The sequence below is a fragment of the Streptomyces sp. 4N124 genome (genome assembly GCF_052245395.1).
Taxonomy (GTDB): domain Bacteria; phylum Actinomycetota; class Actinomycetes; order Streptomycetales; family Streptomycetaceae; genus Streptomyces.
Genome location: NZ_JBQQBS010000033.1, coordinates 1 through 21,921, shown reverse-complemented (window position 1 = coordinate 21,921; position 21,921 = coordinate 1). Strand labels below are relative to the sequence as shown.

Here is a 21,921-nt window from a genome sequence, read left to right as displayed (position 1 = left end):
CGGCACATGGTCCGGCATGGGGGTCGATCCGAGGTGGGGACGACCCGTCGCCCCAGTGGTCCGCGCGCCCTGCGCGCGCCCGGCCATGCCCGTGGGGCGCAGCAGCACCGCGGGCCGGCCGCGGCGCTGCGTTCGGCGCTGAGCGGGCGCAGCGTCGCCGGGCAGGTGTTCGTCCTCCAGGTGGTCATCGTGCTGCTGCTGGTCGTGGCCGCCGTGGTGGCGCTGGTGCTGCAGGTACGGCACGACAGCACGATCGAGGCCCGCAACCGCTCGGTCGCCGTCGCCGAGGCATTCGCGAACGCGCCGGGCACCCGCGAGGCGCTCGACGAACCCGATCCCACGGCTGTGCTGCAGCCGCGGGCCGAGGCGGCCCGCGAGGCGACCGGGGTCGACTTCATCGTCGTCATGAACACCGACGGGACCCGCTACACCCATCCCTTCCCCGACCGCATCGGCAAGAAGTTCGTCGGCACCCTTCAGCCCGCGCTGGCCGGGGGCGTCGTGACCGAGGAGATCCACGGCACGATCGGCCCCCTGGTGCAGGCCGTGGTGCCGATCAAGGACGACGACGGGAAGGTCGTCGGGCTGGTGTCGGCGGGCATCACGACGGAGAACGTGGGCGGCACCGCGAACGAGCAACTGCCGGTCCTGCTGGCCGCCGGGGCCGCGGGCCTCGCCCTCGCCACGGCGGGTACGGCGCTGGTCAGCAGACGGCTGCTGCGGCAGACTCACGGTCTGGGCCCGAACGAGATGACCCGTATGTACGAGCATCACGACGCGGTGCTGCACGCCGTCCGCGAGGGCGTGATGATCGTCGGCGACGAGGGGCGGCTGCTGCTCGCCAACGACGAGGCGCATCGGCTCCTCGACCTGCCCGCGGACGCCACCGGACGCCAGGTGCGCGACCTCGGCCTCGCCCCCGACACCGCCGACCTGCTGGCCTCAGGCCGGATCGCCACCGACGAGGTGCACCGGGTCGGGGACCGGCTGCTCGCGGTCAACCAGCGCCCGACCGACCTCCAGGGGGCGCCGGCCGGGAGCGTCGCCACACTCCGGGACTCGACCGAGCTGCGGGCCCTGTCCGGCCGGGCCGAGACGGCACGCGAACGGCTCAACATGCTGTACGACGCCGGGGTGGAGATCGGCACCAGCCTGGACGTGGCCCGTACCGCCGAGGAACTGGCGGAGCTGGCCGTACCGCGGTTCGCGGACTTCGCCACCGTGGACCTGTTCGAGGCGGTGCTGAGCGGCGGGCAGCCGGACCTGGGCGCCGATGTGCGTCGTACGGCGGTCGGCGGGATCCGCAAGGACGCGCCGCTCTACCCGCTGGGCCAGCAGATCCGGCTCGTGGCCTCGTCGCCCCAGGCCCGTGCCGTGCGCTCCGGCCAGGCGGTCCTGGAACCGCGGCTGAGCGAGGCGCCGGGCTGGCGGGCCCAGGACCTGGAGCGGTCCGCGCAGGTCGTGGAGTACGGCATCCACTCGCTGATCGCGGTGCCGCTGCGCGCCGGCTCCCTGGTGCTGGGCGTGGTCAGCTTCTGGCGTGCCGAGAAGCCGGAGCCCTTCGACGCGGACGAACTCGCCCTCGCCGAGGAGTTGGTGGCGCGGGCGGCCGTGTCCATCGACAACGCCCGCCGCTATACGCGCGAGCACAGCATGGCGGTGACGCTGCAGCGCAGTCTGCTGCCCCGCAACCTGCCCGAGCAGAACGCCCTGGAGATCGCCTACCGGTATCTGCCCGCCCAGGCGGGCGTGGGCGGGGACTGGTTCGACGTACTGCCGCTGTCCGGCGCCCGGGTCGCCCTCGTCGTGGGCGATGTCGTCGGCCATGGACTGCATGCCGCGGCCACCATGGGACGGCTGCGCACGGCCGTGCACAACTTCTCCGCGCTCGACCTGCCGCCCGACGAACTCCTGTCCCTGCTGGACGAGTTGGTCGGCCGTATCGACCAGGACGAGACGGTGGAGGGCGGCAGCGCTCCGGTCACCGGCGCGACCTGCCTGTACGCGATCTACGACCCGGTCTCCCGCACCTGCACCGTCGCCCGCGCCGGGCACCCGCCACCGGCTCTCATCCACCCGGACCGCAGCGTCGAGTTCGCCGACGTCCCCGCCGGTCCCCCGCTCGGCCTCGGCGGTCTGCCGTTCGAGACGGTCGACCTCGAACTGGCCGAGGGCAGCCGGCTCGTCCTGTACACGGACGGGCTCGTCGAGGACCGCGAGCGGGACATCGACGTCGGTCTGGAGCTGCTGCGTGCCGCGCTGGAGCAGGCCGACGACTCGCCCGAGGACACCTGCCGGGTGGTCCTCGACTCCCGGCTCACGGCCCGCTCCAGCGACGACATCGCCCTGATCGTGGCGCGCACCCGGGCGCTGGACGCCGACCGGGTCGCCGAGTGGCAGGTGCCGTCCGACCCGGCGGCCGTCGCGGACGTACGGGCCGAGGTCACGCGCCGGTTGGCGCGCTGGGGGCTGGACGAGCTGACCTTCGCCACGGAGCTGATCCTGAGCGAGCTCGTGACCAACGCGATCCGGTACGGCGGCGACCCCATCCACGTCAGGATGCTGCGCGACCGCACCCTGATCTGCGAGGTCTTCGACAGCAGCAGCACCTCTCCGCACCTGAGGTACGCCGCGATGACGGACGAGGGCGGGCGTGGCCTGTTCCTCGTCGCCCAGCTCGCCGAGCGCTGGGGCACGCGCTACACGCCCGACGGCAAGGTCATCTGGGCGGAACAGCCGCTGCCGTGACCCCTGGCGGGCGGCGCTGACGCCCGCCCGTTTGTTCATCCCTACGAAGTTGTGACGCGACGGGTGTCCAACGCCTTCAGCGTCTGATAGGAAACCTTCCTATCAGTGCCACGTACCTCCAACCCCCCACCCCCCACCATCACTTGGAGCACCCGTGAGGCACCCCACTCGCCGTACCCTGCTCGCCGTGATCGGCGCGTCGGCCACCGCGATCCCCCTGCTCAACGCCCCGCACGCCGGCGCCGTCCGCGCGCCCGGACTCGACGACCCGGCGAAGAAGGAGATCGCCATGAAGCTCGTGTCGAGCGCGGAGAACTCCTCGCTCGACTGGAAGGCGCAGTACCAGTACATCGAGGACATCGGCGACGGCCGCGGCTACACCGCCGGGATCGTCGGCTTCTGCTCCGGCACCGGCGACATGCTCGACCTGGTGGAGCTCTACGCCGACCGCGAGCCCGGCAACGTGCTGGCCGACTACCTGCCCGCCCTGCGCGAGGTCAACGGCTCCGACTCACATGAGGGCCTCGACCCGCACTACCCCCGGGACTGGCGGCGGGCAGCGCAGGACAGCGCCTTCCAGCAGGCACAGAACGACGAACGCGACCGGGTGTACTTCAACCCGGCCGTGCGGCAGGGGAAGGCCGACGGGCTGCGCGTACTCGGCCAGTTCGCGTACTACGACGCCCTCGTCATGCACGGCAACGGCTCCGACAGCGCCAGCTTCGGGAGCATCCGCAGGCGGGCCCTGCAGAGCGCACGGCCGCCGGCGCAGGGCGGCGACGAGGTGACGTACCTCGACGCCTTCCTCGACGCCCGCGTGTGGGCGATGAAGCAGGAGGAGGCACACAGCGACACCAGCCGGGTCGACACGGCCCAGCGGGTCTTCCTGCGCGAGGGCAACCTCAACCTCGACCCGCCGCTGGACTGGAAGGTCTACGGGGACAGTTACCACATCGACTGACCCCGCCGTCACGGCTGCCGCACCGCACCCGGTGCGGCAGCCCCCAGGGGGCGCCGCGAGGCCCCCATCCCCCATAACGTAGCCTTATGAGCTCATAGACCGGACCCGCGTACCGACTTAGGGTTACCTTAGTTTAGGCTTCCCGTTCGAGATCGTCTGTCACCGCTCGAAGGGAACCTGATCATGCCCCGCCCCCTGCGGGTAGCCATCGTCGGAGCCGGCCCCGCCGGGATCTACGCCGCCGACGCGTTGCTCAAGTCCGACGTGGCCGCCGAACCCGGTGTGTCCATCGACCTCTTCGAGCGCATGCCGGCCCCCTTCGGGCTGATCCGGTACGGCGTCGCCCCCGACCACCCGAGGATCAAGGGCATCATCACCGCTCTGCACCAGGTGCTGGACAAGCCGCAGATCCGTCTGTTCGGCAACGTGGACTACCCCACCGACATCAGCCTGGACGACCTGCGCGCGTTCTACGACGCGGTGATCTTCTCCACCGGGGCCACGGCCGACCGCGACCTGTCGATCCCCGGCGTCGACCTCGACGGCTCGTACGGCGCCGCGGACTTCGTCTCCTGGTACGACGGCCACCCGGACGTACCGCGCACCTGGCCGCTCACGGCCAGGAAGGTCGCCGTCCTCGGCGTCGGCAATGTGGCGCTCGACGTGGCGCGCATCCTCGCCAAGACCGCGGACGAGCTGCTGCCCACCGAGATACCGCCGAACGTCTACGACGGCCTGAAGGCCAACGAGGCCGTGGAGATCCATGTGTTCGGCCGCCGCGGCCCGGCGCAGGCGAAGTTCTCCCCGATGGAACTGCGCGAGCTGGACCACTCCCCCACCATCGAGGTCATCGTCGACCCCGAGGACATCGACTACGACGAGGGCTCGATCGAGACCCGGCGCGGCAACAAGCAGGCCGACATGGTCGCCAAGACCCTGGAGAACTGGGCCATTCGCGACGTCGGCGACCGGCCGCACAAACTGTTCCTGCACTTCTTCGAGTCGCCCACCGAGATCCTCGGCGCGGACGGCAAGGTCGTCGGCCTGCGCACCGAGCGCACCGCCCTCGACGGCACCGGCAACGTCAAGGGCACCGGCGAGTTCAAGGACTGGGACGTCACGGCGGTCTACCGCGCCGTCGGCTATCTCTCCGACAAGCTCCCCAAGCTGCCCTGGGACCTCGACTCGGGCACGGTCCCGGACGAGGGCGGCCGGGTCATCCAGGAGAGCGGCGAGCACCTGCAGTCGACGTATGTCACCGGCTGGATCCGGCGCGGTCCCGTGGGGCTGATCGGCCACACCAAGGGCGACGCCAACGAGACGGTGTCCAACCTGCTGGCCGACCACGCGGGCGGCCGTCTGCACACGCCGGCTTCGCCCGAGCCGGACGCCGTGGACGCGTTCCTCGCCGAGCGGAACGTCCGGTTCACCACCTGGGACGGCTGGTACAAGCTGGACGCCGCGGAGAAGGCGCTGGGCGAGCCGCAGGGTCGCGAGCGGGTGAAGCTCGTCGAGCGCGAGGACATGCTCAAGGCCAGCGGCGCCTGAGAGAGCGCGATCAAGGGGTCCGGGGGCTGTGTTCCCGGACCCCTTGGTGCAACTACCGCACGTGAACCGCCCATTCACCGATCCGTGAGTTCGGCGGCACCGAACGAGACGTCGAACCTGTCGCACCAGATGCTGACGCTGCTGTACTTGGCGGGATCGACCTCCTTGGGCAGGGCGTAGTTCTGGCTGCCCTTGTTGCCCTTCAGCTTGCCGAGGCTGACGTACTCCCCGTCGTCGAAGACCCGCCACCCGGCGACGCCCTCCTTCACCGGCGCGTCGGTCAGCCACACACGGAGGTCCGGGCCGTTACTGGTCTCCAGGCCCTCCAGCCGTACGACATGGGAGCCGTCGGCCAGACGTACGAGCTTCACCGTGCCCGAGGTGGCGTGCTCGTGGCTGATCAACTCGCCACTGGCCAGCGTCTGCGGCTCCTGCGCTGCCGGTGACCGACTTGCCTCGGCCGATGCGGAAGAGGACGGGGACGGGGACGGGGCGACCTCGGGGAGCGCCTCCACCACCGTCTCGTCCTGCCAGAGCTTCCAGGGCTGGAACCAGTACAGCCCCGCACCGACTCCGGCGAATGCCACCACCAGCGCCCCGATGACCCATGGCTTGGTCAGCACCTTGCGCACGCGCCCCATCCCGCCCCACTTCCTGAGAACTGTCTGTCGCCCCCATTCCAGCGGACCGGGGCGTCCTCGCACATGTCGCAGGTGGTGACGGAAGTCTTACGTCGGTGGCGGCGAACAGGACCCGCCCCAATGCGGATGGTGGGCAAGCCCTGTTCGCCGGGAGTCATTGTCATGGCCGGGCCGGGTCCGGGCCACGAGTGAAGGGCCGCTCGCCGAAGTGCGACGATCACACCCCGTGTGCGCGCCGCGCCTCCCGTGTGCCCACGCGGGCGGGACCCCGCGTGTTCCGGCTCGACCTGCGGCGACGATACTGGCAGTTGTACGGTCACCTCGCATACAGATGGACTCATGACGACCTCCACCGCCGTCCACTCCACGATTCCGTCCACCGTGTGGCTCGCCCGTGGCCGCTACGCCGGACCCGACGCGGACGCCGTCGTCCGGCTCACGCTCCGGCGTCGCAAGCAGAACGGGGTCCTGGACGACCACCTCGAGGTCACCGAGGACGCCCTCGAGGGAATCTTCGAGGCCCGATGGCAGGTCGCCGACACCGTGACCGTACGGGCCCGGCTGACGTTCGCCCCCGCTTCCGAGGACGGACGGGAGTGGGTTCTGGTCGCGGAGGCGGACCGGCCGTGGGACCCCGACTGGCCCTCCCCCGTCACCATGTTCTGGCCCGAGGCACCGGATTCCGCCTGGGACCACGAGCCGGTCACGGGACTGCGCTTCCGGGACGCCAACCGCCTGCCCGCGGACGACAAGGCCCTGCGGCGCCTCCTGCGGGACTCCGTGCGCGGCAGCTGGGGCATCCACATCGTCGTCCACGAGGCCATGACCCCCGACGAGCGCGGACAGCTGCCGCTGGCCCGGCTGCTGCCGCCGAGCCTGCGGCACTGCGTGGTCGAGCACCGTGCCGCGCCGCATCAGCTGCGCGCGGTGAACTGGGCGCTGCGCGAGTTCGGCGTGGAGGTGCCGCGCGGCGGCGCCCTGGTGCTGTCCAAGGCGCCGGCCCGCGACGGGGACGACGCCCAGGACCTGGCCGTACGCAGCGTCTTCCTGGACGGGTCGGAGCCGACGGAACTGATCGACATCCTGACGCGGTACGCCGTCTCCGCCCGGCCGCTGCCGGACGGCGCCGAAGCGGCCGTCAGCGCGTTCCGGGAGGACTGGCGGCTGCTGACGCTCGAAGAGGACCTCGCCCGTCAGCGCCAGTTGGTGGCCATGTACGCCGAAGCGCTCGACGCCATGACGAAGTCCCGGGATCTGTACCGGGAGGCGGCCGAGCGCGCCAACGAGGCACTGGCCGCGTACCGGGAGTCCTCCGCCGCCGCTCCCCGGGAACCGGTCGCGCCCGACGCGCACGCCAACTCCCCGCTCCAGCAGCTGACGCGCACGTTCGGACGCCTCAAGGGCACCGCCAGAGCGCGGCGGCGTGAGGAGGACGACGCCGGCTGAGCGAGGTCGTCAGTCGCCCGTACGGTGCGCCTGCGCCGTACGGGGCGTGTCGGCCGTGCGCTGGGCCTCCGCCATCAGTCGTGCCACCGAGTCCGCGCCGGGTGACTGGGCCGCCAGGCTCACCAGCAGGGCGATCAGCGTTGCCAGTGCCGCGCATACGGCGATCAGGCCGGTGGCCCAGTTCGGTGCGAGGGTGAGATCCAGTGCCTGGGACAGGTCGGCGGAGTCCAGCCAGGCCTCGAAGACCTGGGTCGCGGCCAGCGCCGCCGGGACCACGACGGCCGCCGCCAGCACGGGCAGCGCGGCCCGCACGGTCAGCAGCAGGGCCAGGACCAGGCACAGGGCCGACACCCCGAGCGTCAAGCCGTACACCTGCGGCGAGGAGCCGTCGCGTTGCGGCGGGAACCAGAGCAGGCCGCAGACGGCGAGGGCCGCGACGGAGAGCCGACTCGGCCAGCGGGGAGCCCTGTTGACCGAGGGCGGGCGACCGGGGGGCGGCGGAGGGACGGCGCCCGGGGTCGGTTCGCCCTCGGGTCCATGGCCGAACGGCGGCCAGTCGGGCGGCTCGTCGACGGTTTCCGCGCTGCGCGCGACGGCCAGCCGCCCGATCAGCTCCACGAGTTCCTCGACGGGACGCCCGGTCGCGACCGCCCGTACCGCCTCCTGCCCGCAGTGGGGTTCCAGGGGCGCCCGGTGCATCAGGTCCATCAGCCGGGTCACCTCCTCCACCGGGCGGGCCCCTGCCGCGGCGCGGATCGCCTCGTCCGCGCAGCCGGCGTCGCGTGGCGGCCGGGTCAGCAGGATGACGAGCCGGGTGACGTCCTCCACGGACCGGGTCACGCCCACCGCGCGGAGCGCGTCCACCGTGGCCTGCGCGTACTGCGGTGACTGCTCCAGCAGCGTGATGAGGTGGGCGACCTCTTCCAGGGGCCGGTCGGCGACGGCGGCCTGCACGAGGCCGCCGAGCGGGTCGCCGTGCCGCGCCCCGGTGGCGGGTATGACAGGTTCGTTCGAACCCGGCGATGCGGAACTGGTCGTCATGGTCGGCTCCCTGGGAAGAGTGCGGTTGCTCTCGCGCCCCCGACACGCGACACGCGACGTATCGCTGACCATTCCAGGCGCACGCGCGGCACCCTGCCACTCAGGTGGGCCACAGGTATGACTGTCCTGCCCCCGGCAGGCGATACAAGCACCGCAAACGGGCAATCCGCATAGAGGAAGCCCGGCCCGAGGAGGTCCCGTGGATTCGACCACTGAATGGATCGTCGTGGCGGCGGTCCTGGCGGCGGCGCTGCTGACCGTGGCCGTCGGACTGCTGGTGCGGCTGGTCCGGGCCCGGCGCGCGCTGCGCCGGGCGGGACTGCCGACCGGACCGCGCTGGGTGTTCTGGGGTGCCCTGCTCTACTTCGTGCTGCCCACCGACCTGGTGCCGGATCCGGTGTACCTGGACGACATCGGCGTACTGCTCCTCGCCCTGCGCTCCCTGCGCGCGCCTCTCGGCGCTTCGCGCGCCGACCGCCGGAATGGTCCCGCCTGAACCCGAGGACGTCTTTTCGCGTCTCAAGAACGGGAACTGACTGTGATTACGCAGCGTAAGGAAACCATTCACTCGTTCGATTCGTATAAGTCTCTGGAAAGCGAAGGAAGTCGGCGGACCATGCCTTGCCGCCAGCCGACCGCAGCTGATCGGCACAGCACCGACGAGGGAGAGACGATGCAACCATTCACGCTCAACTACGCACGTCCGGCAGCAGAGTTGGAAGTCACCACTCCGTACATCTATGACTCCGGACTGCAGTTGAACGTGCTCATGGACGGGCGGATAGCCGCCCGTGACCTTGCTCTGCTGAGGGAACTGGGGACCACGACGTCGACCGCGGGCTCGAAGACTCACTTCGACGACTGAACACGGACCGGCGACGATGACCGTCCTGATCCTGACCTCTGAAGCGGATGTGACAGCCGACTTGGTGGTGGTGCACCTCAACGTGTCCGGGGTACCGGTGATCCGGCTCGACCCCGCCGATGTGACCGGCGATGTCGCGCTGTCCGGGGAGTATGTGCACGGTGCGTTCCGCGGCCATCTGTCGGCCGGGGGGCGGCTGGTGAGCATCGAGGCGGTGCGCTCGATCTGGGTGCGCCGGCCGGGGGCTGCGGCCACGCGCGCCCCCGCGCCGTCCTCCTGGCTGACGGAGGAGGCCTCACAGGCTCTGTACGGCATGCTCCGCGGTTCGGAAGCGCGCTGGATGAACCATCCGGACGCGGCCCGCCGGGCCCGCCACAAGCCGTGGCAGCTCCGGCTGGCCCAGCGGTGCGGCCTGCCCGTGCCGGCGACCCTGATCACGACGTTTCCGCAGGCCGCCCGGGAGTTCTCCGAGCGCTACCCCGATCTGGTCGTCAAGCCGGTCTCCGGGGCGCATCCGCAGGACCCGCCGCGCGCGGTGCCGACCAGCAGGGTGGCACCCGGCACGGACTTCGCCGCTGTCGCGTTCGGTCCGACCCTGCTGCAACGGCGTATCGCCAAGCGGGCCGACATCCGCCTCACGGCCGTCGGCGACCGGATGCTCGCCGCCCGCAAGGCGACGGCCGCGGACACCGACCCCGACCAGGTGGACGTCCGCTTCACCCCCTCCGACTCCCCGTGGCGGGCCGCCGAGGTGCCGCCGCGCGTCGCCGCCGCCGTCCGCCTCTACCTCCGTGAGGCGGAACTGGCCTACGGCGCCTTCGACTTCGCCGAGGACGCAGACGGCACCTGGTGGTTCCTTGAGTGCAACCAGTCGGGCCAGTTCGGCTTCATCGAGGTGGACACCGGTCAGCCGATCGCCCGCAGCATCGCGGAGTGGCTGGCGCAACCGGGTCCGGAACGGCGCTCGCAGGTCAACGGCACGAACAGGGCGGTCTCTTGACGGGCGGACGGCAGGCGGTCAGTGCGGCCGGGGGCCGGGCGGCAGGGCCGAGCGCTGCCACCCCGCGCCCGGATGCGACGGGCGTTGCTCAAGGCCGGGCGCATGCCCGTGGGACTGCAGCGGCCGCATGGCGAACTCCAGTTCCCTGCTGACGCGTTCGGCCTCCGTGCGGGCCTGGGAGGGTACGTCGCCGCGCTCGGCGACCAGCCGGTCGTAGATGGGGGAATCCTGGAACACCCGTCAACGTGCCTTTCAGTCATGGCCCATGCGCATGGGCACGACTGTCGAGTGTAGGCGCAGCGGCACACGGCGACGTGAATTCCGCCGGAGGCTTGACCTCAGGCGCCGGTTGTGGAACCGGGCCGGACGATCATGAGGACGGTGACCGTGGCCCACAGCAGGTTGAAGATGCCGGTGAACATGGCGAGTTGGGCGGTGTGCGCGCGCTCCACGGGCCGGCTCGCGCCGAGTTCGCCGAGCAGCTCGTCCTGGCGGGGCAGCACGAAGGCGACCAGAACGCCCGCCGCCGCCGCGGTCAGGGCGATGGAGGTGATCAGCCAGCCGTCGCCCAGCACACCCATCGCGGCAGCCGTGGCGAACCCCAGCAGCGGCACCGCCAGTCCGATCCCGGAGTACACACGGCAGATGCGGTGCAGCATCCGGACGGTGCTCACCGCCGCCGGATCGGGCCCTTCACCGTCGGCGTGCGCGCGCCGGGCCGCCGGCGGGAACATGCTGGCGGCGACGGTGACGGGGCCGACGGCGATGATCGCGGCGAGGACGTGCAGGGACAGCAGGATCTTGGTCATCGAAGGGCGTCCAGGGTCGAAGGGCCTCGGGCCCGGTCCACGTTATGGATCTTCGTGGCGACCGCACAGGGGCTGGAATGACAGCTTTCAACGGATTCTCGCCAAGCCCTACACCAGCCCTTTCCTTTGAGCCTGCCGGTGAATCGGGGTGGCGGGAATCCGTCTATCGTGGCCTTCATGCACAGTGTGGCGATCCTGGTCCTCCACGAGGTGGTGCCGTTCGACATGGCGACGCCCCTGCAGGTGTTCGGGCTGACGCGGCTGCCCGACGGCCGCCATCCCTATCGGGTCCGGCTCTGCGCCGAGTCCCCGGAGGTGCGCACGCACGGTTTCGCGCTGAAGGTCGACGTGGGGCTGGAGGCACTGTCGGAGGCCGACACCGTCATCGTGCCGGGCTGCGCTCAGGGCGCGCCTCCCCCGTCCGACCGGGTGGTCGCGGCGCTGCGGCAGGCGGCGCAGGCAGGTACCCGGATCGCGTCCGTGTGCGTCGGCGCGTTCGTGCTGGCGGAGACCGGGCTGCTGGACGGGCAGCGCGCCACCACCCATTGGGTGGCCGCCGATGTGCTGGCCCACCGCTTCCCGGACATCAAGGTGGAGCCGGACGTGCTGTATGTCGACAACGGCCAGATCCTCACCTCAGCCGGCGCCGCAGCCGGACTCGACATGTGCCTGCACATGATCCGCCAGGACCTGGGGTCGGCCGTCGCCGCGGACGCCGCCCGGCTGTCCGTCATGCCGCTGGAACGGGAGGGCGGCCAGGCCCAGTTCATCGTGCACGAACACCCGCCCGTGCCGCGCGGCTCGACGCTGGAGCCGCTGCTGGAGTGGATCGAGGACAACCTCGCCCACGAGATCACCCTGTCCGCGCTGGCGGCGCGCTCCGGGATGAGCGAGCGCACCTTCAGCCGTCGTTTCCGCGAGCAGACGGGCAGCACGCCCCTGCAGTGGGTGCTCCGGGCGCGGGTGCGGCGCGCCCAGTATCTGCTGGAGAACAGCGACCATCCGGTCGAACGGGTCGCGCAGCTGGCGGGGTTCGGCTCGGCGACCGCGTTCCGGGAGCGGTTCCGCCGGGTGGTCGGCACCAGCCCGCAGGCGTACCGGGCGGCCTTCCACGGAAAGGCCGGGGCGATGAAGCGTTCCTGACGTCCTCCCGCCCACGGACGCTCATCTTCCGTTGCCCGGCTCACACTTGACGCATTGCTGACGATTGCCGCTCGAATCCGACCAACGTCACGACAGTCACCCGGTCACGGACGATCCGCCCGATAACACCCGCTTCCCCGCGCCGCCGCGGGCAGTTGAGCAGGAGGCATTCCCCTCAGGAGGAACGGTCTTCGCCCATGCACGTCTCCCATCGCCTGCTCTGCGGGCTGTACGTCCTCACCAGCGCGGGACTCGCCTGGACGGCGGTCCTCGAACTCCTCTGCGGTCTCGTGTGGGCGGCGCTGCTGTTCACGGCCGCCAGTCTCGTCCCGGTCATCGCCGTCGTACGGGAAACGGTCCTGCACGACGAGCGCCGTACCGTCGCCGCGCTGCGCGCCCAGGCGGCCGCCACGCAGGGGCGGGGCGACGGGGCCGCCGACGAGATCGTCCGCTCGGAGCTGTACGCCGCCTGCTGCGAGCGCTGGTGGACGAGTTGCGGCACCGACCACGACGCGTCCTGCCCGCACCGGATCCCGCGGAGCAGCGCCGCCTGACCGGACACGGCGTCAGGCGACCTGCCCGGTGTGCAGTGCGGTGTACTCACCGCCCCGGCGCAGCAGTTCCTCGTGTGTCCCGATCTCCCGGATCCGGCCGTCCCGCATCACCACGATCCGGTCCGCGCCCCGCACGGTGGATAGCCGGTGCGCCACCACGAACGTGGTGCGCCCGCGCAGCAGCCGGGCGAGCGCCTGCTGCACCAGCGCCTCCGACCGGGTGTCCAGCGCCGAGGTGGCCTCGTCGAGGACGAGCACCTTGGGGTCCCTGATCAGCGCCCGGGCGATGGCGAGGCGCTGCCGCTGCCCGCCGGAAAGCCGGGCGCCGCGCTCGCCGACCACCGTGTCGAGTCCCTGCGGCAGCCGGTCGACGAACTCCAGCGCGTTGGCGTCGCGCAGCGCCGCGCGGACCGTCTCCTCGTCGGCCTCGTCCATGCCGTAGGCGACGTTCTCCCGGACGGTGCCGTCGAACAGGATCGACTCCTGCGGCACCACGGAGACGAAGCGCCGGTAGGTGCGCAGGTCGAGGGTGTTCATGTCGGTGCCGTCGAGCAGCAGCCGGCCCGAGGTCGGCCGGATGAACCCGATGACGAGGTTGAGGACGGTGGACTTGCCCGCGCCGGACGCTCCGACCAGCGCGACGGTCTCGCCCGGCGCGACGGAGAGCGAGAAGTCCTGTACGGCGGGCCGGTCGCCGTCCTCGTAGGCATGCGCGACGTGCTCGAAGGTGACGGACCCGCGCAGCGACGTCAGTTCGCCCTTGCCCTCGTTGTCCTCGAGTTCGGGAGCCTGGAGCACCTCACCGACCGAGCGCACGGACTCGAGCCCCTTGGTGATGACCGGGGCGAGGCCTGCCAACGTTGTCGTGGAGTTGGTGAGCGTCGTCAGGAAGGCGCTGAGCATCACGACGTCGCCGGGGGTGACGCCCCAGACGTCGTAGTACGACACCAGCGCGGCGCCGGCGAGGACGAGCACGCCGACCACGTTCAGGACCACCCAGGCCAGTGAGCCGAAGCGGCCGTTGACGAGGTCGAGGCGCATGCCGGAGGTCAGCAGTCGGCTCAGCGTGCCGTCCATGCGGCGCAGCGCCTTGCCCTCCAGGCCGTGGGCCCGGGTGACGGGGATGAGGCGGGTCATCTCGGTGACCCGGGAGGACAGGGTCTCGACCTCGTGCCGGAAGTGCTCGTTGTGGGTGCGCAGCCGGGCCCTGAGCCGGGCCACGACGAGCGCCGCGGCGGGCACGACCACCAGGAACACCGGGACGAACTCGGGTGTGCGGACGGCGATGATGACGAGGCCGCCGACGAGCACGGTGGTCGCCCCGAGGCCGGTCTCGGCGGTCTGCTGCACCATCTGCTCGACCGTCTCCACGTCGCGCACAACCTTGGCCTGGAGCACTCCGGCACTGACCCGGGAGTGGTAGCCGATGGACAACTGCTGCATGCGGGTGCACAGGGCGGAGCGCAGCGTGGTGCCCATGCGGCGGACGCTGCCGTACAGGAGCCGGACGTACAGCACGTGCAGGGGATAGTTGACGGCCAGGATGAAGAGGATGATCCCGGTGCTGGTCCAGAGTCGGCTGATCGGCTGGTGCTGGACCACGGTGTCGATGATGGACGCGGTGATCAGGGGCAGCAGCCAGACCGGGCTGTGCTTGACCGTGAAGACGCCGACCGCCGCCGCCAGACGGTGGCGGTCGGCGCGGAACAGGTAGGCGAGGGTGCGGATCGGGTGTTCGCCCCGGTAGCGATGGTCGAGCGGTCTCTCCAACGACGAAGCCATGGGCGGCTTTTCCTCCCCGGTGGCCGGTGACGGTGCGGCGGACAAAGGGGAGCAAGCGCTTTCTCCCCGGCGCTTTCTTCCCCGGCCGACCGGCCGTACACCAGCCTGTGGAGGTCCGCTGCGATCAGGCCCCTATGGCCCGCGCCAGTTCCGTCGTGGCCTGGGCGATCTCGGTGTCCTCGTCGTTCATCAGCCGCCGCAGTTCACCGCGCCGGTCACGCACGGCCTGGCGCGCCCGGCGCTCCCACACCACGTGGTTCTCGCGATGGTGCAGCAGTTTCGGGTAGACGGCCGCGGTGCTCTCCCACTGGCGGGCGTCGGCGATGCTCCTGAGCAGCTGGATGATCTGCGCGCGGCAGGTCACATGGGGCAGTTGGGCGAGTTCCCACAGGAACGGCACGGTGGCTGCCGTCGCCTGCTCCACCACGAAGCCGTACTGACAGATACGGGTGCGCAGGTCGTCGAGTGCGGAGCGGGCGGTGTCGGCGTCACCCCACGCGACGCTGTTGAGCAGCAGCGGGATGGCCGCCGCGGAGCCGGTGGAGTCCTTGATCTCGCGCCACTGAACCCGCCCCAGCGCCATCAGGGGCGTGGTGCGTGCCACGCCCGTCGGCTGTACGTCGCGCTGTGCTGCCTCGCTCGACGTGTGGCGTGGTCGGTCCGCAGGTGATGACACGGCATCTCCCCGATGCGACATCAGAACTGGGCGCCAGATGCAGGGTTGACGCCGCAGCTATTATCCACAGCGAACGCGCCCGCGTGCAATTGCACGGGAAATTGCGTGAGAAGAGGGCCGGAGCGGGTAGGACCGTCGCGATGCCCCCTGTGCAGGGGCGTGGGTCGTGAACAGCAAGGAGACTGCGGTGGCACCAGTACACAACGGAGTTCGGGCCAGTTCGCTGGACGCCCACTGGATCAAGAGCCGACACAGCAACGCCGAGGGCAACTGCGTCGAGATCGCCACGCTGGTCGAGGGAGGTGTCGCGCTGCGCAACTCCCGCGATCCCGATGGTCCCGCCCTGGTCTACACGGCGGCCGAGTTGGCGGCTTTCCTGGCCGGCGCGAAGGACGGCGAGTTCGACCATCTGCTGTAGCCGGACAGGTCAACTCCCTTGCTGCGACGGGCAGCCTGGAGCACGTCCGGTGCGATAGGGTGAGTCACCCTCATGCCGGTCCGCGGGAGTCAGGATGTCAGCAGAGTCGCATCGCATCTCCCTGCTCGAACCCTATCTCGACCGGCCCGAGCCCGCGCCGACTCTCCTGAAAATGCTGGTCGGTGTGCAGTTGGCGGGCTTCCGTGAGGACGCCGGACTCGCCCAGGACCAGGCGGCACGCGCCCTGGGCTTCAGTCCCGCCAAGCTCTCGCGCATCGAGGCGGGCAAGGGCCGCCGTCCCCCGGCGGAGAACGACGTCCGCGCGCTGCTGGAGCTGTACGGCACGGACGACTACGAGGCGTCGGTGCTGCTGAAGCTGCTGCACCGGGCCGGTGAGCCGGGGTGGTGGCAGCGCTACGACAAGCGTCTGATGCCCGAGTGGTTCGACCGGCTGGTGGGGTTGCAGGAGGCGGCGGCCTCGATCCGTACCTTCGAGATCCAGTACGTCCCGGGCCTGCTGCAGACTCCGGAGTACACCCAGGCCGTGGTGCGGCGGGGTCTGCCCACCGCGCCCACCGCCGAGGTCCGGCGCCGGGTCGAACTGCGCACGCGGCGGACGGAGTTGTTGCTGCGGGCGGACGCTCCGCAACTGTGGGCGGTGATCGACGAATCGGTGCTGCTGCGGGTTCTGGGCAGCGTGGACGTCATGCGCGAGCAGCTGGCACATCTGGTCGGGATGGCGCAGCGGTCGAACGTGACCGTGCAGGTCGTGCCGCTGGACGTGACGAACGCGTCGGCGCCGGCCATACCGATCACGTATCTGCGCTTCGGCGGTCTCGATCTGCCCGACGTCGTCTATCTGGAGCACATCAGGAGCGCCAACTTCCTGGAGGACCAGGACGAGACGGAGGAGTACCGGCTCGCCCTGGACCGGCTGGCCGACGAGGCGCTCACGCCTCGCGCGTCGCTGGAGCTGTTGCGCGAGACGATGGAGCAGCGGTATTCCAAGGACTGACAGTCCAGGACCTGACAGCCCAGGACCTGTTCGACCTCAGGGGAGGCGGCCGACGCCGCCGAACTCGATCCATTCGTGGGTGAGCTGACGGGGCGCCACCTCGGAGTCGGGCCGCCAGGTGGACACCTCCACGAGGCCCGGTTCGAGGATCTCCAGTCCTTCGAAGAGTGCGGCGACGTCCTTCTCCTGCCGCACACGCCCCCAGTGGCCCTGGGTGGCCTTGTCCATGAAGTCCGTGACGAAGGCGCGCACTTCGGGGTCCTCGCTGACCAGCTGGCACATCACCATGAAACTGCCGGGCACCAGTCGTCCGGCCACGCGGCGGGCCAGGGCGAGGGGGCCGTCCGTGTCGCTGTCCGGGATGCAGTGCATCACCGAGTTGAAGAGCACGGCGACCGGCTGGGAGAAGTCGATCAGGCGCCGGGTGTCGGGGTGCGCGAAGATCGCGTCGGTCTCGCGCATGTCCGCGTGGATGACGGCGGTGCGCTCGTCCTGCTCCAGCAGTGCCCGGCCGTGGACCAGCACCATGGGGTCGTTGTCGACGTAGACCACGTGGGAGTCGGGGTGCACGCGTTGGGCGACCTGGTGCACGTTGTCCTGGGTGGGCAGGCCGGATCCGTGGTCGAGGAACTGGCGGATTCCGTAGTCCTCGGCGAGCGTTCGGACGACGCGCTGGAGGAAGCGCCGGTTGTTGATGGCGAGCCGACGGGTGCTGGGCACGACCTTGTCGAGTTCCTCGCAGGCCGCGCGGTCGGCGGCGTAGTTGTCCTTGCCGCCCAGGTAGTGGTCGTACATCCGGGCTGCGGTCGGCACATCGGCGTCGATCGACGTGGACAGCTGCTTGTCGGTGTGCATCGTTCCCCCGGCCTCGTTGCCGCGCCAACTGGACTGGCCTGACTGGGGATACATCCTAGGGACCCGGCGACCCGCGCGACCAGCCCATCGGCGAACCGGCCCTCCTGATGAAGGACTTGGCGAACACCGCGGTGACCGGGGCCGGAAGCGGCCCCGGTCACAACCGCGGAGTTGCCGGCGGTGTCGGCTCAGGTGGCGTCCAGCTCGGCGATCTCCTCGGGGGTGAGCACCAGGTTCGCGGCCTCGCAGGAGTCGCGGATGGTCTCCGGCCGGCTTGCGCCCGGGATCGGTACGACGACCGGTGACTTGGTGAGCATCCAGGCCAGGCAGACACGCTGCGGGCTCACGCCGTGGGCCTCGGCGATGCGGGCGAACGGCGCGTGGACGGAGCCGAGTTCACCGGATCGGGTGATGCCGCCGAGCGGGCTCCAGGGCAGGAACGCGATGCCGAGTTCGTCGCACAGGCGCAGCTCCGGCTCACTGGAGCGGAAGGCCGGGGAGAACTGGTTCTGCACGGAGACCAGGCGTCCGCCGAGGATCTCGTTCGCCTGCTTGATCTGCTCCGGGTTGGCGTTGGAGATCCCCGCCAGGCGGATCTTGCCGTCGTCCAGCAGGTCACGCACCGCGCCGACGGACTCGGCGTAGGGCACGCGCGGGTCGGGGCGGTGGAACTGGTAGAGGCCGATGGCCTCCACGCCGAGCCGGCGCAGGGACGCCTCGCAGGCCGCCTTGATGTGCTCGGGGCTGCCGTCCAGGGTCCAGCTGCCGTCGCCGGGGCGCAGATGGCCGCCCTTGGTGGCGACCAGGACGTCCGCTCCCCGATCGTGGGAGGCGAGGGCTTTGGCGATCAGCGTCTCGTTGTGGCCGACCTCGTCGGCGTGCAGGTGGTAGGCGTCCGCCGTGTCGATCAGCGTCACGCCGGCGTCGAGCGCGGCGTGGATGGTCGCGAGGGACCGGGCCTCGTCCGGTCGCCCCTCGATCGACATGGGCATACCGCCCAGGCCTATCGCGCTGACGTCGACGTCACCGATGCGGCGAGTGTGCATGTGGTAGTGACCTCTTTCGGCTGTCGTGGGGGATCACCCCTTAGCCTCGCTGGCCTGCCGCCAGTAGTCCAATAGAAGAAAGAGAACGCATTCAGCACGCGAGCGACTCAATCCGCGCTCCCGTGCGTCTTTGCGTCGACCGGGTTGCTCCATGGCCGGGACCATGTGCGAGGCTCACCCGGCACCCGGCTCGGCATCGCGGAAAGGCGACGGCATGCGCATAGGACTGCTCGGCACCGGCCCCTGGGCACAGATGGCTCACGCACCCGCCCTGAGCGAGCACCCCGACCTGGACTTCGCCGGCGTGTGGGGCCGTCGTCCGGAGGCCGCCAAGGAACTGGCCGAACGCCACGGGACGCGGGCGTACGACGATGTCGACGCCCTGCTCGCCGACGTGGACGCCGTCGCGGTCGCCCTGCCTCCGGACGTCCAGGCGGGGCTCGCCGCGCGGGCCGCACGGGCCGGGTGCCATCTGCTGCTGGACAAGCCCCTCGCGCTGACGGTCGAAGAGGGGCGGGCGGTAGTCGAGGCCGCGCGGGAGGCCGGTGTCGCCTCGGTGGTCTTCTTCACCACCCGGTTCCAGACCCGTACGGAGGCGTGGATCACCGAACAGGCGGAGCGAGGGGGCTGGTTCACGGCACGGGCCCAGTGGCTGGGTTCGGTGTTCACCGACGACAGCCCGTTCGCCACGCCGTGGCGGCGGGAGAAGGGCGCGCTGTGGGACGTCGGCCCGCACGCCCTGTCCGTCCTGCTGCCGGTGCTGGGCGACGTACGACGTGTGGCGGCCGTGGCGCCCGGTCCCGGGGACACCGCGTATCTCGTCCTCGGGCACGCCGGCGGCGCGTCGAGCACGCTGACGCTGAGCCTCACGGCCCCGCCCGCGGCGGGCGGGGCCGAGGTCGAGCTGCGGGGCGAGGCCGGAGTGACGCTGCTGCCGGAGGGCGCGGAGGGAGCGGTGGCCGCGCTGATGCGAGCCGCCGATGCGCTGCGGACCGCCGCCCGCACGGGTCAGCCGCATGCGTGCGACGCCGGGTTCGCCCTGCGGGTCACGGAGATCCTGGCGGCGGCGGAGACGATGTTGCACGGCGATGCGGGCTAGGTGTGCGCCACGGAGTTCGATGTCACGGGCGCAGGCCCAGCTCTGCCCGCCACTTGAGGATCTGCTGTTCGGGGTCCCCGGTGTAGGACCAGGGCGTGCGGGTGGCGCGTCGGTCGAGCAGTTGCAGCAGTGGGGTGGCTAGGTCCGGGAGGCCGGCGAGGCAGGCCGCGTGTGCGAGGTAGTGGAGGTCGCGGAGTTCGCCGGGGGCGACGGCGCTGTGGGCGCGGCCCATGATCCAGCGCTGCCAGGTGCGGCGTACGTCGCTGACGGCGCCGTCGTGGTTCCAGTGCTGGCTGAGCATCACGGCGGCGTGCCGGCCCTTCGCGGCGTCGAGGGCGTAGCGGAACTCCTCGACGCGGGCGTACTGCACCAGCACCGGCAACGCGCAACCGTGCGGTGCCGCGCCGGCCGCGTCGCGGGCGAAGTCGTACATGAGGCCGTGCGTGCCGTGCCAGCGGGAGGAGTAGTAGTGCAGCACCTGGAGGTGGCCCTCCACGCTGTACGGGTCCCGCCGGTGCAGTTCGTCCCACCAGCGGGCCAGCTCCTGCCGCCGTACGCCCGACGGGTACAGCCGGGCGACGGAGATCAGGGAGATCCACGGAGTGGGGTCCTCCGGGTACGCCTCGGCGGCGTGCAGGCACGCGGTCACCGCGGCGTCGGTGCGGCGCTGGTCGATCGGCACGCCCCGGCCCGCCGCGATGGCCAGGTTGAACGCCCGGGTGGTCTCCGTCGCCGCCCGCAGCACCAGTGCGTCGGCGCCGCGCGGCTCGGCGGCCAGCCACGACTCGACCGTGGAACTGCTCGCGCACGCCTGTGCGAGCGCGCGCACGCGGTGGCCGCGCACCAGCCAGTCGGCGCCGGTGGTCCGCAGCAGATCCCGGACGCCCTGCCAGCGGCCGATGACGATGTCCTGGCGGGCGGCGGTCAGCGGCGCGTCCCCGCAGTCGGGGTCGAAGTCGAGGGTGAAGTGGTCTCGCGCCATCGGGATCTCTCTCAGAAGTCGGTGGGGAGACCCTCGTGGACACGCGCGGGCTCGTCCGCGCGGCTGTCTGGCACGTAGTCCACGGTGACGGTACGGCTGGCGTCGAGTTTCGCGGGGTGGTAGTAGTCGCTGCCCTGCCGCCAGTACCAGAGCATCGGGATCAGCCCGACGGCGAGTCCGCCGATGCCGATCACGATCGCCGGAGTGCTCAGCTCGCCCAGCGACTCGATGAAGATCCAGAACATGAAGAGCGCGCCGAACAGCGGCCACACTCCGCCGAGGAGGAAGTTCGCCGGGGACTTCAGCAGCATCTTGCGGTAGGCGACGACCACGGCGATCCCTGCGAGACCGTAGTAGACGGCGATCTGCAGACCGATCGCCGAGATGGCGTGGCCGAGGATGTCACCGACCGTGCCGAGCGCGTTCGAGGCGATGATCATCAGCAGCGCCACCGCGCCCACCACCGCGATCGCCACCCACGGCGTGTTCCAGGTGCGGTGCACCCGGCCCAGCGCGGACGGCAGCGTGCGGTCGCGGCCCATCGCGAACAGCGAACGCGTCACCTGGATCAGTGTCGTCTCCAACGTGGCGATGGTGGACAGCATCACCGCCACGATCAGCAGCTTGCCGCCCCAGCCGGGCCAGATCTCCTCGCCCAGCACGGCAAGGACGTTGGAGTCGTTGGCCTCGATCTGCCGCGTGGACAGCAGGACGTTCACCGCGATGGTGAACGCCTCGAAGAGCAGGAAGACGATGCCGACCCCGATGAGCCCGGCGATTCCCGTCGTACGACGGCTGTTGCGGGTCTCCTCGCTGAGGTTGCTGGTGACGTCCCAGCCCCAGTAGTAGAACGCGGCGATCAGCGCGCCCGACGCGAATCCCGACACGCCGTCGAAATGGCTGAAGCCGAGCCACGACCAGTCGAAGGCTTGCGCGTGGCCGGAGTGAAGGACGGCGAGCACCACGAAGAGCGCCAGGATGACGAGTTCGACGCCGGACATGACCAACTGCGCGCGAACGGTGAGCCGGGCTCCGCCGAGGACCACGAACAGCATGAGCAGGAACCAGGCCGCGCCGACCAGCGTGGACAGCAGGGTGTCGTCGGCGAGTTGCTCGTCGAAGAGCGCCAGCGTCAACGACCCGGCGGGCAGCGAACCGGCCACCATGAAGATGGTCGCCGAGATCACCAGCGCCCAGCCGCTGATGAATCCGAGAAAGGGATGCAGCGTCCGTCCCACCCAGGAGTAGCTGGCGCCCGCGTTCACATCGATCCGGCCGAGATAGCTGAATGC

At 70.8% G+C, this 21,921-nt stretch carries 22 protein-coding genes; 12 read left to right on the top strand and 10 right to left on the bottom strand.

The genetic code is table 11. The features are described 5' to 3' along the window. Window positions 1–6 precede the first annotated feature (6 nt). The 3 genes from ACTWQO_RS28975 to ACTWQO_RS28965 all read left to right on the top strand — a co-directional run bounded on the left by ACTWQO_RS28975 (window position 7) and on the right by ACTWQO_RS28965 (window position 5,257). Window positions 7–2,748, top strand: coding sequence for a SpoIIE family protein phosphatase (locus tag ACTWQO_RS28975; protein WP_443240306.1), 2,742 nt, complete (start codon window positions 7–9; stop codon window positions 2,746–2,748). Window positions 2,749–2,902: 154 nt separating this feature from the next. After that, complete coding sequence (locus ACTWQO_RS28970) at window positions 2,903–3,709, top strand: chitosanase (RefSeq protein WP_443240305.1); 807 nt, start codon at window positions 2,903–2,905, stop codon at window positions 3,707–3,709. A gap of 183 nt (window positions 3,710–3,892) precedes the next feature. Next, a complete protein-coding gene (locus ACTWQO_RS28965) occupies window positions 3,893–5,257 on the top strand; it encodes an FAD-dependent oxidoreductase (RefSeq protein ID WP_443240304.1) in 1,365 nt (454 codons plus the stop codon). A 74-nt stretch (window positions 5,258–5,331) separates the two neighbouring features. Here the strand turns inward: ACTWQO_RS28965 and ACTWQO_RS28960 are convergent, their stop codons facing one another. Then, a complete protein-coding gene (locus ACTWQO_RS28960) occupies window positions 5,332–5,898 on the bottom strand; it encodes a DM13 domain-containing protein (RefSeq protein ID WP_443240303.1) in 567 nt (188 codons plus the stop codon). 339 nt (window positions 5,899–6,237) lie between these two features. Between ACTWQO_RS28960 and ACTWQO_RS28955 the strand changes: the two genes are divergently transcribed. Then, window positions 6,238–7,344, top strand: coding sequence for a hypothetical protein (locus tag ACTWQO_RS28955; protein ID WP_443240302.1), 1,107 nt, complete (start codon window positions 6,238–6,240; stop codon window positions 7,342–7,344). Between the two features lie 9 nt (window positions 7,345–7,353). Here the strand turns inward: ACTWQO_RS28955 and ACTWQO_RS28950 are convergent, their stop codons facing one another. Further along, the gene (locus ACTWQO_RS28950) at window positions 7,354–8,385 is read right to left on the bottom strand and encodes a hypothetical protein (protein WP_443240301.1); all 1,032 of its coding nucleotides are present in this window, start codon (window positions 8,383–8,385) and stop codon (window positions 7,354–7,356) included. A gap of 199 nt (window positions 8,386–8,584) precedes the next feature. Between ACTWQO_RS28950 and ACTWQO_RS28945 the strand changes: the two genes are divergently transcribed. The 3 genes from ACTWQO_RS28945 (at window position 8,585) to tgmB (ending at window position 10,250) form a co-directional block, all read left to right on the top strand. Beyond that, window positions 8,585–8,881 carry a DUF1232 domain-containing protein gene (locus ACTWQO_RS28945; RefSeq protein ID WP_443240300.1) on the top strand — a complete coding sequence of 99 codons (297 nt, stop codon included), beginning with the start codon at window positions 8,585–8,587 and terminating at the stop codon, window positions 8,879–8,881. A gap of 177 nt (window positions 8,882–9,058) precedes the next feature. After that, the gene (tgmA, locus tag ACTWQO_RS28940) at window positions 9,059–9,250 is read left to right on the top strand and encodes a putative ATP-grasp-modified RiPP (RefSeq protein WP_443240299.1); all 192 of its coding nucleotides are present in this window, start codon (window positions 9,059–9,061) and stop codon (window positions 9,248–9,250) included. Window positions 9,251–9,266: 16 nt separating this feature from the next. Further along, on the top strand, window positions 9,267–10,250 hold the full coding sequence (tgmB, locus tag ACTWQO_RS28935) for an ATP-grasp ribosomal peptide maturase (RefSeq protein ID WP_443240298.1): 984 nt from the start codon (window positions 9,267–9,269) through the stop codon (window positions 10,248–10,250). 18 nt (window positions 10,251–10,268) lie between these two features. On the opposite strand, the gene ACTWQO_RS28930 is transcribed toward tgmB, so the two are convergent. Continuing rightward, window positions 10,269–10,487 (bottom strand): hypothetical protein, encoded by a 219-nt coding sequence (locus ACTWQO_RS28930; protein WP_301986549.1) that lies wholly within the window; start codon window positions 10,485–10,487, stop codon window positions 10,269–10,271. A gap of 101 nt (window positions 10,488–10,588) precedes the next feature. Further along, window positions 10,589–11,059: a hypothetical protein gene (locus ACTWQO_RS28925; RefSeq protein ID WP_328349990.1), complete on the bottom strand. Its 471-nt coding sequence runs from the start codon at window positions 11,057–11,059 to the stop codon at window positions 10,589–10,591. Window positions 11,060–11,236: 177 nt separating this feature from the next. Between ACTWQO_RS28925 and ACTWQO_RS28920 the strand changes: the two genes are divergently transcribed. Together ACTWQO_RS28920 and ACTWQO_RS28915 are read left to right on the top strand one after the other, a co-directional pair. Further along, window positions 11,237–12,202: a GlxA family transcriptional regulator gene (locus ACTWQO_RS28920; RefSeq protein WP_443240297.1), complete on the top strand. Its 966-nt coding sequence runs from the start codon at window positions 11,237–11,239 to the stop codon at window positions 12,200–12,202. Between the two features lie 197 nt (window positions 12,203–12,399). After that, a complete protein-coding gene (locus ACTWQO_RS28915) occupies window positions 12,400–12,756 on the top strand; it encodes a hypothetical protein (RefSeq protein ID WP_443240296.1) in 357 nt (118 codons plus the stop codon). Window positions 12,757–12,768: 12 nt separating this feature from the next. On the opposite strand, the gene ACTWQO_RS28910 is transcribed toward ACTWQO_RS28915, so the two are convergent. Then, window positions 12,769–14,538, bottom strand: a complete 1,770-nt coding sequence (locus ACTWQO_RS28910) for an ABC transporter ATP-binding protein (protein ID WP_443240295.1) — start codon at window positions 14,536–14,538, stop codon at window positions 12,769–12,771. A 124-nt stretch (window positions 14,539–14,662) separates the two neighbouring features. After that, window positions 14,663–15,121: a hypothetical protein gene (locus tag ACTWQO_RS28905; protein ID WP_443240383.1), complete on the bottom strand. Its 459-nt coding sequence runs from the start codon at window positions 15,119–15,121 to the stop codon at window positions 14,663–14,665. Window positions 15,122–15,401: 280 nt separating this feature from the next. Here ACTWQO_RS28905 and ACTWQO_RS28900 point away from each other — a divergent pair, with 280 nt between their 5' ends. Both ACTWQO_RS28900 and ACTWQO_RS28895 read left to right on the top strand, forming a co-directional pair. Then, a complete protein-coding gene (locus tag ACTWQO_RS28900; RefSeq protein WP_443240294.1) occupies window positions 15,402–15,632 on the top strand; it encodes a DUF397 domain-containing protein in 231 nt (76 codons plus the stop codon). A gap of 94 nt (window positions 15,633–15,726) precedes the next feature. Continuing rightward, complete coding sequence (locus tag ACTWQO_RS28895) at window positions 15,727–16,647, top strand: helix-turn-helix domain-containing protein (RefSeq protein WP_443240293.1); 921 nt, start codon at window positions 15,727–15,729, stop codon at window positions 16,645–16,647. Window positions 16,648–16,683: 36 nt separating this feature from the next. Here ACTWQO_RS28895 and ACTWQO_RS28890 read toward each other — a convergent pair whose 3' ends face one another. Together ACTWQO_RS28890 and ACTWQO_RS28885 are read right to left on the bottom strand one after the other, a co-directional pair. Beyond that, window positions 16,684–17,502 (bottom strand): SAM-dependent methyltransferase, encoded by an 819-nt coding sequence (locus ACTWQO_RS28890; RefSeq protein ID WP_443240292.1) that lies wholly within the window; start codon window positions 17,500–17,502, stop codon window positions 16,684–16,686. Between the two features lie 188 nt (window positions 17,503–17,690). Next, on the bottom strand, window positions 17,691–18,548 hold the full coding sequence (locus ACTWQO_RS28885; RefSeq protein ID WP_443240291.1) for an aldo/keto reductase: 858 nt from the start codon (window positions 18,546–18,548) through the stop codon (window positions 17,691–17,693). Window positions 18,549–18,762: 214 nt separating this feature from the next. Here ACTWQO_RS28885 and ACTWQO_RS28880 point away from each other — a divergent pair, with 214 nt between their 5' ends. Then, complete coding sequence (locus ACTWQO_RS28880) at window positions 18,763–19,647, top strand: Gfo/Idh/MocA family protein (RefSeq protein WP_443240290.1); 885 nt, start codon at window positions 18,763–18,765, stop codon at window positions 19,645–19,647. Window positions 19,648–19,669: 22 nt separating this feature from the next. On the opposite strand, the gene ACTWQO_RS28875 is transcribed toward ACTWQO_RS28880, so the two are convergent. Both ACTWQO_RS28875 and ACTWQO_RS28870 read right to left on the bottom strand, forming a co-directional pair. Beyond that, window positions 19,670–20,629, bottom strand: coding sequence for a hypothetical protein (locus ACTWQO_RS28875; protein WP_443240289.1), 960 nt, complete (start codon window positions 20,627–20,629; stop codon window positions 19,670–19,672). Window positions 20,630–20,640: 11 nt separating this feature from the next. After that, window positions 20,641–21,921: APC family permease (locus tag ACTWQO_RS28870; RefSeq protein WP_443240288.1), on the bottom strand; the 1,281-nt coding region annotated here is incomplete at its 5' end.